Source organism: Kitasatospora sp. NPDC048298, from assembly GCF_043201465.1.
GTDB lineage: Bacteria > Actinomycetota > Actinomycetes > Streptomycetales > Streptomycetaceae > Kitasatospora.
Window position 1 is genome coordinate 1 of the sequence record NZ_JBICYZ010000131.1, and the last position, 9,384, is coordinate 9,384.

Genomic DNA, 9,384 nt, shown 5'->3' on the forward strand with positions numbered 1-9,384 from the left:
ACGAGTGCGAGCAGGCGTACTGGACGAGACTGGAGCAACACCCGCAAGTCGCTTGATCACACGATCGCGGACTCCACGAAAGTCGGGGCAGCTCACTGCACGCCTACCTGCGGTGGCGCAACGCCAACGCCCGCCACCCCGACGTCCTGGCCGCCCAACGCAAGGAACGCGCCCGGATCCGCAGTGAGAAAGGACTCCGCTGGGGCGGACGACCTGTCCTCGCCGCCTGATCAAGCCGCTGGCAAGCTCTTGCGGTCACAGCATTAGCATCTCCTGCCATGAGCGATTCGGAGCATGTCCTCAACTGGCTGCAGGCCTGGTACGCCGATCAGTGCAACGAGGACTGGGAACACGAGTGGGGCGTGAAGATCGAGACGCTCGACAACCCCGGTTGGTCCGTCTCCATCGACCTGGAGAAGACGGACCTGAAGGAATGCGAGTACCCCCGACACGACGTCAACCGCAGCCCGCACGACTGGGTGTGGGTGTGGACCTCCGACAAGATCTTTCACGCCAGGTGCGGCCCTGCCAACCTCTCCGAGGCCCTCACGCTGTTCCGCTCCTGGGCGACCGCAAACACTCCTTGAGCGCTCGCCCATAGCCCGAGCCCCAACCCGGTGAACCTATGCGGTCGCAGCACTAGTCACGGAGTTTGACCGGCTGCTGACCTGCGATCAGGCCTCCGGCCAGAGGAGTTCCATTTCCTCGCCCGGCGGAATGAAGGTGACGGCGCTGTCCGCGTTCTCGACATAGCCGTACGCGTCGACTGTGGAGTAGGTGCGGGGGCCGTGACAGTGTGTACGGCCCCCGCACCGGGTGTGGGCGCCCCGTTCCCGCCCTCGTCGTCCGGATCTGCACATGGTGGTGAGCTGTGCAGTGTGCTCTATCACCTGTACGCGATGCTGAGCTGCACTGTTGGTGGGGAATCGAACCCCCTGCGTTGCTCTTCACGCGCCAGGGCCGGATAAACCGCCGGCCGCGGTGTGTGCACGCCTCCATGACGACTACCTGCTTCCCACACCCAGCTTGTGGGGTCAGTCCTCGATCAGGTCGATCTCCCAGTTGGTGCGCTGGATCAAGGTGTCCACCTCGCGGATCTCCTTGGCCAGAACATCTGCCTGGGCGCGGAGCTCGGCGACCGGCAGGGCGGAGAGAATCCGCAGTTCGGACCGCAACTGCCGTACGGCTCCGCGCTGGTCGCGTCCGGAGGCAGCGTCGGCGGCCGCGGTGGTCACCGAGTGGCGCAGCCGCAGGACGTCCCGGCGGGCGAGGGCGTCGGTAAGAGTGCCGCCACCCTCGATGAGCACGGTGGAGTTGGTCCGGTTGATCTGACGGATCAGCCTCTCCAGCTCATCCAGCACCTCCCCGGCTTGGGCCAGGACCTCCGCCGCGTTCTCGGCCGGCTCCTCGCCCTCCTGGTAGCGGGCACTGCCGACAACGCGCGCCCGCAACTGCTCCACCTGCCGCACCGCCGCCGCGCGCTGCGCGAGCGCTTCAGCCAGTTTCACCGCGTCATCCACCTCTGCCTGCCATTGATCGTCCGGCAAGTATGCATGTCGGTGGCTGACGGTGCGATTCGCGGGGTAGGGTCGGCCGGACTCACCCGACGGGCGCCGAATGGTTCATGAAACGACCTCACGGGCCCAATGAGAACCGGACAGTCCTGTCCCTGGCGGTCGGACTTCGTTGAGACAGAACCGTGCCGGTCAAACTTCGATGAGACTCGCCAAACTTCGGTGAGACGGGTCAGTCCGTGTCCTCTGACAGGCGGTCTTGACCGATTGACAAGTGATCTTGACCGGCCACGACGCCGAGCGGCGCAGCCGGCGGCCTGCGCCCGTGTGGTGGAACCGGGCCGGAGGCGGCCGTGGCAGAGCATGACGGCGCAGATGGGCGTCGAGGCGGGCGGTGGTGCGGGGGCGAGGGGTTCGACAACGGGAAGGGGCGCCGACGGCGAAGCGGCGTGTTCAGCGGGCGCCTGGGGCATCCGGCAACCGCACGACGGCGGTACCGGCCTGGGACTCGCCGAACCCCCAGCCCGCGACAAGGGAGCAGTCGACCGCTTCGAGGGCATCGCTCCACGGCCAGTGGTCGGTGCCGTAGTAGAAGCCGCCCTCGCTGCGCGCGGCCTCCTCGGTGCGGCAGAGCATGCGGAGATGGTCGCGCAGCGCGGGATGCGCGACCACGCCCAGCCTGTGCTCCCAGGGCTCGTCGGCGCAGCCGGCGCCCGACAGGTCGTGGATCGACACCAGGTGTTCGGGGCCGCGCTCGGTGAACGTGGCGGCCCGCATCGCATCGGCGAGAGTGCCGTCGGTCGCGACGCGCAGCAGCACGGTCAGCCAGCCGTTCAGCTTCGTGGACTCCTCGGTGGTGAGGTCGACCCCGTGGCGGCCCAGGAGCGGTCCCAACTCCGTGCCGCGCACCAGCGCCTCACCGGACTCGTCGACCGTCGAGACGGCCCGCAGGTCGGAGACGAAGGTGTCGTCGAACGGCCGGGGGCCCTTGTGCCCGCCGTCGCCCCACGGTCCCTTTCCCGTCAGGAGGTCGGCGTCGAAGCGAAACAGCGACCCGCCCAGGTCGAACCGCCATGTCCAGGGGGAGAAGGGGTACGCGCCGTCCGGATCCGGAAGGTGCCTCGGCTCCCGGCCCGACAGCGCGTCGGGGGTGGCCCAGGGGTTCGGGAACAGGAACTCGTCGAGGGAGTCCGAGGCGTAGTACACCCCGTATCCGGCGGCGGGGTCGGCGGCCGGTTCTCCGCCGAGCAGTATCGCGAAGGCACCGGCCAGCGCGGCGTCCCACCCGTCGAGGTCGGTCGCCGGGGCCGTTTCGGGCGTCATGATGGGCACTCCTTCAGGTCGGATTCATGTCGTGTCGCACGGGTTGACGCAAGGTATCGGTCGCCGGTGACACCCGCTGTCAGAGCCGGCAGGCTCAACTCGCAGGCCATGACAGCGACTTGTTCACCTCATGACAGCCGAGATCCCTGACCTCGACCGGCAGAAGACCGGCCCGACGACCCCTCGCCCTCGATCAGTCCGCTGTCACCCGTCCCACTGACACCGCCCCACCCACTCACGGGCCGGACTGCCACGGCCCGGCCCCGACCGGTCGGACGTCGAGTTCGCCGCGGCGGCGCTGGAACAGGCCGAGTGCGGCAACCGACGGGGCGTCGCGGAGCTCTCCGCCCTCGATCAATCGCCACACTTCGTCCTCGCTGAACCAGCGGCTGATCATGCCGGCCTCCGTCTCTTCCGGGTCGGCCTCTCTGCTGGTCAAGCCGGTGGCGAGAATGATGTGGACGCCTTGGTTGCAGTATCCGTAGGCCTCGTACAGATACCCGAGCCGTGTCATCGCTGTGGCAGTGAGCCCGTCTCCTCCGCGAGTTCACCCTGGGCGAGGTCCAGCGGATCTGCGTCGGGGCGCTCCTCCCACGAGCCCTGTGGGAACTCCCAGTAGCGTCCCTCCACCGGGTACCGGTACTGCTGGACGAGGTGGAATCCACCGTCGGCATAAGGAACGATCAGCGCGAAATCGGGCTTCTCCACCACGCCGAAAATCCCGGTCGAGCCGTCCTGGCGAATCGTCTTGTCCTCGCGGACGGTCATCCGGCGGTTCTTGTATACGACGTCGCTGCTGGTTGCTCGGATCTCTCGGTCGAAATCTTCCGGAGCGCCAGTGATGTGCATGCACGGAAGATTAACCGTCAGGCGCGGACGCTGGGCCAGAGTTCGGGGACTTTCCCGGCGTCCCGGTCCTGCTCGGGCCGGCGCCTGGTGTGGACGAGCCGGACTGCCCACCACGGGTCGTCGGCCGGTGGGCAGGGCGAGGACGATCGGGCGGGGCGGCCGGCGTGACAGACCGGGCACTCCAGGCGGTCCGGCTCGGCGTTCTTGTGCCTGCTTGTCGACCAGGGCGGCCAGGTCGGGGTCGATGCCGTTCCACGGATTCCAGGGGGGTGGAAGGCGGGGATGGTGGCGAGGACCTCGGGAGGGTGTGCGGCAGGGCCTGCTGCCCGGTGAAGACGCGGGAGGCCGCGGGCAGCGCGGTTGCCCCGCCCGTTATTCCTCGCCCCGCCGTCCCGATGGGCATGACGTACCCCACAGGGCGGTATGTACAAGTTTCAACATTTCTCCCGTAGCGTCGTTCTTGCCCCACCACAGCGGGGCACCGCCCGGAGCCATCAACCCATGGCTCCGGGCCGATCAAGGAGGAAAGATCATGAACAAGTCCGTCGGACGCCGGGCCGCCACCGCGGCCGCCGCGCTCGCCGCGACGCTCGGTGGGCTGCTGCTCGCCGGCGGCACCGCCTCGGCCGCACCGGCTCAGGCCGTCCACCGCGACACCACCGTCTCCGCCTCCCCGGCGGCCTTCCAGGTCCGCGACCACGAGGGCGACCGCTTCGACCGCTACGGCAGCGGGCACACGAGCCGCTGGGACGGCCACCGCTCCTGGGAGCGCCAGGGCAGCTACTGGTACAGCAACGACCACGGCCACCGGTACCGCTACGACGGCCACCGGTTCTACCAGTGGGACAGCGGCTGGCAGATCATCCAGGTCATCAACGCGTACGGGTTCAACCCGCACGTCTTCCGCTGACCTGCGACGGCTCGGGGCGGGAACGCGCGCCTGATTCGGTGCCGGCACACCGCGCGGCCCCAGCCGCCCTCTCGCGTCGCCGTTCGGCCGGACACCGGTGTCCGGCCGAACGGCGACGCGAGAGGGCGGCTGGGGCCGCGCGGTGTGCCGGCACCGAATCAGGCGCGCGTTCCCGCCCCGAGCCGTCGCAGGTCAGCGGAAGACGTGCGGGTTGAACCCGTACGCGTTGATGACCTGGATGATCTGCCAGCCGCTGTCCCACTGGTAGAACCGGTGGCCGTCGTAGCGGTACCGGTGGCCGTGGTCGTTGCTGTACCAGTAGCTGCCCTGGCGCTCCCAGGAGCGGTGGCCGTCCCAGCGGCTCGTGTGCCCGCTGCCGTAGCGGTCGAAGCGGTCGCCCTCGTGGTCGCGGACCTGGAAGGCCGCCGGGGAGGCGGAGACGGTGGTGTCGCGGTGGACGGCCTGAGCCGGTGCGGCCGAGGCGGTGCCGCCGGCGAGCAGCAGCCCACCGAGCGTCGCGGCGAGCGCGGCGGCCGCGGTGGCGGCCCGGCGTCCGACGGACTTGTTCATGATCTTTCCTCCTTGATCGGCCCGGAGCCATGGGTTGATGGCTCCGGGCGGTGCCCCGCTGTGGTGGGGCAAGAACGACGCTACGGGAGAAATGTTGAAACTTGTACATACCGCCCTGTGGGGTACGTCATGCCCATCGGGACGGCGGGGCGAGGAATAACGGGCGGGGCAACCGCGCTGCCCGCGGCCTCCCGCGTCTTCACCGGGCAGCAGGCCCTGCCGCACACCCTCCCGAGGTCCTCGCCACCATCCCCGCCTTCCACCCCCCTGGAATCCGTGGAACGGCATCGACCCCGACCTGGCCGCCCTGGTCGACAAGCAGGCACAAGAACGCCGAGCCGGACCGCCTGGAGTGCCCGGTCTGTCACGCCGGCCGCCCCGCCCGATCGTCCTCGCCCTGCCCACCGGCCGACGACCCGTGGTGGGCAGTCCGGCTCGTCCACACCAGGCGCCGGCCCGAGCAGGACCGGGACGCCGGGAAAGTCCCCGAACTCTGGCCCAGCGTCCGCGCCTGACGGTTAATCTTCCGTGCATGCACATCACTGGCGCTCCGGAAGATTTCGACCGAGAGATCCGAGCAACCAGCAGCGACGTCGTATACAAGAACCGCCGGATGACCGTCCGCGAGGACAAGACGATTCGCCAGGACGGCTCGACCGGGATTTTCGGCGTGGTGGAGAAGCCCGATTTCGCGCTGATCGTTCCTTATGCCGACGGTGGATTCCACCTCGTCCAGCAGTACCGGTACCCGGTGGAGGGACGCTACTGGGAGTTCCCACAGGGCTCGTGGGAGGAGCGCCCCGACGCAGATCCGCTGGACCTCGCCCAGGGTGAACTCGCGGAGGAGACGGGCTCACTGCCACAGCGATGACACGGCTCGGGTATCTGTACGAGGCCTACGGATACTGCAACCAAGGCGTCCACATCATTCTCGCCACCGGCTTGACCAGCAGAGAGGCCGACCCGGAAGAGACGGAGGCCGGCATGATCAGCCGCTGGTTCAGCGAGGACGAAGTGTGGCGATTGATCGAGGGCGGAGAGCTCCGCGACGCCCCGTCGGTTGCCGCACTCGGCCTGTTCCAGCGCCGCCGCGGCGAACTCGACGTCCGACCGGTCGGGGCCGGGCCGTGGCAGTCCGGCCCGTGAGTGGGTGGGGCGGTGTCAGTGGGACGGGTGACAGCGGACTGATCGAGGGCGAGGGGTCGTCGGGCCGGTCTTCTGCCGGTCGAGGTCAGGGATCTCGGCTGTCATGAGGTGAACAAGTCGCTGTCATGGCCTGCGAGTTGAGCCTGCCGGCTCTGACAGCGGGTGTCACCGGCGACCGATACCTTGCGTCAACCCGTGCGACACGACATGAATCCGACCTGAAGGAGTGCCCATCATGACGCCCGAAACGGCCCCGGCGACCGACCTCGACGGGTGGGACGCCGCGCTGGCCGGTGCCTTCGCGATACTGCTCGGCGGAGAACCGGCCGCCGACCCCGCCGCCGGATACGGGGTGTACTACGCCTCGGACTCCCTCGACGAGTTCCTGTTCCCGAACCCCTGGGCCACCCCCGACGCGCTGTCGGGCCGGGAGCCGAGGCACCTTCCGGATCCGGACGGCGCGTACCCCTTCTCCCCCTGGACATGGCGGTTCGACCTGGGCGGGTCGCTGTTTCGCTTCGACGCCGACCTCCTGACGGGAAAGGGACCGTGGGGCGACGGCGGGCACAAGGGCCCCCGGCCGTTCGACGACACCTTCGTCTCCGACCTGCGGGCCGTCTCGACGGTCGACGAGTCCGGTGAGGCGCTGGTGCGCGGCACGGAGTTGGGACCGCTCCTGGGCCGCCACGGGGTCGACCTCACCACCGAGGAGTCCACGAAGCTGAACGGCTGGCTGACCGTGCTGCTGCGCGTCGCGACCGACGGCACTCTCGCCGATGCGATGCGGGCCGCCACGTTCACCGAGCGCGGCCCCGAACACCTGGTGTCGATCCACGACCTGTCGGGCGCCGGCTGCGCCGACGAGCCCTGGGAGCACAGGCTGGGCGTGGTCGCGCATCCCGCGCTGCGCGACCATCTCCGCATGCTCTGCCGCACCGAGGAGGCCGCGCGCAGCGAGGGCGGCTTCTACTACGGCACCGACCACTGGCCGTGGAGCGATGCCCTCGAAGCGGTCGACTGCTCCCTTGTCGCGGGCTGGGGGTTCGGCGAGTCCCAGGCCGGTACCGCCGTCGTGCGGTTGCCGGATGCCCCAGGCGCCCGCTGAACACGCCGCTTCGCCGTCGGCGCCCCTTCCCGTTGTCGAACCCCTCGCCCCCGCACCACCGCCCGCCTCGACGCCCATCTGCGCCGTCATGCTCTGCCACGGCCGCCTCCGGCCCGGTTCCACCACACGGGCGCAGGCCGCCGGCTGCGCCGCTCGGCGTCGTGGCCGGTCAAGATCACTTGTCAATCGGTCAAGACCGCCTGTCAGAGGACACGGACTGACCCGTCTCACCGAAGTTTGGCGAGTCTCATCGAAGTTTGACCGGCACGGTTCTGTCTCAACGAAGTCCGACCGCCAGGGACAGGACTGTCCGGTTCTCATTGGGCCCGTGAGGTCGTTTCATGAACCATTCGGCGCCCGTCGGGTGAGTCCGGCCGACCCTACCCCGCGAATCGCACCGTCAGCCACCGACATGCATACTTGCCGGACGATCAATGGCAGGCAGAGGTGGATGACGCGGTGAAACTGGCTGAAGCGCTCGCGCAGCGCGCGGCGGCGGTGCGGCAGGTGGAGCAGTTGCGGGCGCGCGTTGTCGGCAGTGCCCGCTACCAGGAGGGCGAGGAGCCGGCCGAGAACGCGGCGGAGGTCCTGGCCCAAGCCGGGGAGGTGCTGGATGAGCTGGAGAGGCTGATCCGTCAGATCAACCGGACCAACTCCACCGTGCTCATCGAGGGTGGCGGCACTCTTACCGACGCCCTCGCCCGCCGGGACGTCCTGCGGCTGCGCCACTCGGTGACCACCGCGGCCGCCGACGCTGCCTCCGGACGCGACCAGCGCGGAGCCGTACGGCAGTTGCGGTCCGAACTGCGGATTCTCTCCGCCCTGCCGGTCGCCGAGCTCCGCGCCCAGGCAGATGTTCTGGCCAAGGAGATCCGCGAGGTGGACACCTTGATCCAGCGCACCAACTGGGAGATCGACCTGATCGAGGACTGACCCCACAAGCTGGGTGTGGGAAGCAGGTAGTCGTCATGGAGGCGTGCACACACCGCGGCCGGCGGTTTATCCGGCCCTGGCGCGTGAAGAGCAACGCAGGGGGTTCGATTCCCCACCAACAGTGCAGCTCAGCATCGCGTACAGGTGATAGAGCACACTGCACAGCTCACCACCATGTGCAGATCCGGACGACGAGGGCGGGAACGGGGCGCCCACACCCGGTGCGGGGGCCGTACACACTGTCACGGCCCCCGCACCTACTCCACAGTCGACGCGTACGGCTATGTCGAGAACGCGGACAGCGCCGTCACCTTCATTCCGCCGGGCGAGGAAATGGAACTCCTCTGGCCGGAGGCCTGATCGCAGGTCAGCAGCCGGTCAAACTCCGTGACTAGTGCTGCGACCGCATAGGTTCACCGGGTTGGGGCTCGGGCTATGGGCGAGCGCTCAAGGAGTGTTTGCGGTCGCCCAGGAGCGGAACAGCGTGAGGGCCTCGGAGAGGTTGGCAGGGCCGCACCTGGCGTGAAAGATCTTGTCGGAGGTCCACACCCACACCCAGTCGTGCGGGCTGCGGTTGACGTCGTGTCGGGGGTACTCGCATTCCTTCAGGTCCGTCTTCTCCAGGTCGATGGAGACGGACCAACCGGGGTTGTCGAGCGTCTCGATCTTCACGCCCCACTCGTGTTCCCAGTCCTCGTTGCACTGATCGGCGTACCAGGCCTGCAGCCAGTTGAGGACATGCTCCGAATCGCTCATGGCAGGAGATGCTAATGCTGTGACCGCAAGAGCTTGCCAGCGGCTTGATCAGGCGGCGAGGACAGGTCGTCCGCCCCAGCGGAGTCCTTTCTCACTGCGGATCCGGGCGCGTTCCTTGCGTTGGGCGGCCAGGACGTCGGGGTGGCGGGCGTTGGCGTTGCGCCACCGCAGGTAGGCGTGCAGTGAGCTGCCCCGACTTTCGTGGAGTCCGCGATCGTGTGATCAAGCGACTTGCGGGTGTTGCTCCAGTCTCGTCCAGTACGCCTGCTCGCACTCGT

Annotated in this window: 12 protein-coding genes and 2 pseudogenes; 7 read left to right on the forward strand and 7 right to left on the reverse strand. The window is 68.6% G+C overall.

What is annotated here, in order from left to right:
- Positions 1-92: 92 nt before the first annotated feature.
- Positions 93-230 (forward strand): annotated as a pseudogene (locus tag ACGF0D_RS43490) (IS630 family transposase); the annotation flags it as partial.
- Positions 231-278: 48 nt separating this feature from the next.
- Positions 279-587, forward strand: coding sequence for an immunity 53 family protein (locus ACGF0D_RS43495; protein WP_392926039.1), 309 nt, complete (start codon positions 279-281; stop codon positions 585-587).
- A gap of 447 nt (positions 588-1,034) precedes the next feature.
- Here ACGF0D_RS43495 and ACGF0D_RS43500 read toward each other — a convergent pair whose 3' ends face one another.
- The 4 genes from ACGF0D_RS43500 to ACGF0D_RS43515 form a co-directional block, all read right to left on the reverse strand.
- A complete protein-coding gene (locus ACGF0D_RS43500; protein WP_326847305.1) occupies positions 1,035-1,508 on the reverse strand; it encodes a DIP1984 family protein in 474 nt (157 codons plus the stop codon).
- Between the two features lie 459 nt (positions 1,509-1,967).
- Entirely contained in the window at positions 1,968-2,837 is an 870-nt protein-coding gene (locus ACGF0D_RS43505) for a hypothetical protein (protein ID WP_392884514.1), read from the reverse strand.
- A 235-nt stretch (positions 2,838-3,072) separates the two neighbouring features.
- The gene (locus ACGF0D_RS43510; RefSeq protein ID WP_392926041.1) at positions 3,073-3,276 is read right to left on the reverse strand and encodes a hypothetical protein; all 204 of its coding nucleotides are present in this window, start codon (positions 3,274-3,276) and stop codon (positions 3,073-3,075) included.
- Positions 3,277-3,347: 71 nt separating this feature from the next.
- Positions 3,348-3,686, reverse strand: coding sequence for a hypothetical protein (locus ACGF0D_RS43515; protein ID WP_392926043.1), 339 nt, complete (start codon positions 3,684-3,686; stop codon positions 3,348-3,350).
- A gap of 532 nt (positions 3,687-4,218) precedes the next feature.
- Between ACGF0D_RS43515 and ACGF0D_RS43520 the strand changes: the two genes are divergently transcribed.
- Positions 4,219-4,596, forward strand: a complete 378-nt coding sequence (locus tag ACGF0D_RS43520) for a hypothetical protein (protein WP_392926045.1) — start codon at positions 4,219-4,221, stop codon at positions 4,594-4,596.
- 192 nt (positions 4,597-4,788) lie between these two features.
- Here ACGF0D_RS43520 and ACGF0D_RS43525 read toward each other — a convergent pair whose 3' ends face one another.
- On the reverse strand, positions 4,789-5,166 hold the full coding sequence (locus ACGF0D_RS43525; protein WP_392926045.1) for a hypothetical protein: 378 nt from the start codon (positions 5,164-5,166) through the stop codon (positions 4,789-4,791).
- A gap of 532 nt (positions 5,167-5,698) precedes the next feature.
- Between ACGF0D_RS43525 and ACGF0D_RS43530 the strand changes: the two genes are divergently transcribed.
- The 4 genes from ACGF0D_RS43530 to ACGF0D_RS43545 all read left to right on the forward strand — a co-directional run bounded on the left by ACGF0D_RS43530 (position 5,699) and on the right by ACGF0D_RS43545 (position 8,350).
- Positions 5,699-6,037 carry a hypothetical protein gene (locus ACGF0D_RS43530; protein ID WP_392926043.1) on the forward strand — a complete coding sequence of 113 codons (339 nt, stop codon included), beginning with the start codon at positions 5,699-5,701 and terminating at the stop codon, positions 6,035-6,037.
- A gap of 71 nt (positions 6,038-6,108) precedes the next feature.
- Entirely contained in the window at positions 6,109-6,312 is a 204-nt protein-coding gene (locus tag ACGF0D_RS43535; RefSeq protein ID WP_392926041.1) for a hypothetical protein, read from the forward strand.
- Positions 6,313-6,547: 235 nt separating this feature from the next.
- Entirely contained in the window at positions 6,548-7,417 is an 870-nt protein-coding gene (locus ACGF0D_RS43540) for a hypothetical protein (protein ID WP_392884514.1), read from the forward strand.
- Between the two features lie 459 nt (positions 7,418-7,876).
- A complete protein-coding gene (locus ACGF0D_RS43545; RefSeq protein WP_326847305.1) occupies positions 7,877-8,350 on the forward strand; it encodes a DIP1984 family protein in 474 nt (157 codons plus the stop codon).
- Between the two features lie 447 nt (positions 8,351-8,797).
- Here the strand turns inward: ACGF0D_RS43545 and ACGF0D_RS43550 are convergent, their stop codons facing one another.
- Entirely contained in the window at positions 8,798-9,106 is a 309-nt protein-coding gene (locus tag ACGF0D_RS43550; RefSeq protein ID WP_392926039.1) for an immunity 53 family protein, read from the reverse strand.
- Positions 9,107-9,154: 48 nt separating this feature from the next.
- A pseudogene (locus ACGF0D_RS43555) lies at positions 9,155-9,292 on the reverse strand (IS630 family transposase); the annotation flags it as partial.
- Positions 9,293-9,384: the final 92 nt, after the last annotated feature.

Coding starts and splice junctions, on each gene's coding strand:
- ACGF0D_RS43495 (WP_392926039.1), top strand. CDS start 279: ATGAGCGATTCGGAGCATGTCCTCAACTGGCTGCAGGCCTGGTACGCC.
- ACGF0D_RS43505 (WP_392884514.1), bottom strand. CDS start 2,837: ATGACGCCCGAAACGGCCCCGGCGACCGACCTCGACGGGTGGGACGCC.
- ACGF0D_RS43515 (WP_392926043.1), bottom strand. CDS start 3,686: ATGCACATCACTGGCGCTCCGGAAGATTTCGACCGAGAGATCCGAGCA.
- ACGF0D_RS43520 (WP_392926045.1), top strand. CDS start 4,219: ATGAACAAGTCCGTCGGACGCCGGGCCGCCACCGCGGCCGCCGCGCTC.
- ACGF0D_RS43525 (WP_392926045.1), bottom strand. CDS start 5,166: ATGAACAAGTCCGTCGGACGCCGGGCCGCCACCGCGGCCGCCGCGCTC.
- ACGF0D_RS43530 (WP_392926043.1), top strand. CDS start 5,699: ATGCACATCACTGGCGCTCCGGAAGATTTCGACCGAGAGATCCGAGCA.
- ACGF0D_RS43540 (WP_392884514.1), top strand. CDS start 6,548: ATGACGCCCGAAACGGCCCCGGCGACCGACCTCGACGGGTGGGACGCC.
- ACGF0D_RS43550 (WP_392926039.1), bottom strand. CDS start 9,106: ATGAGCGATTCGGAGCATGTCCTCAACTGGCTGCAGGCCTGGTACGCC.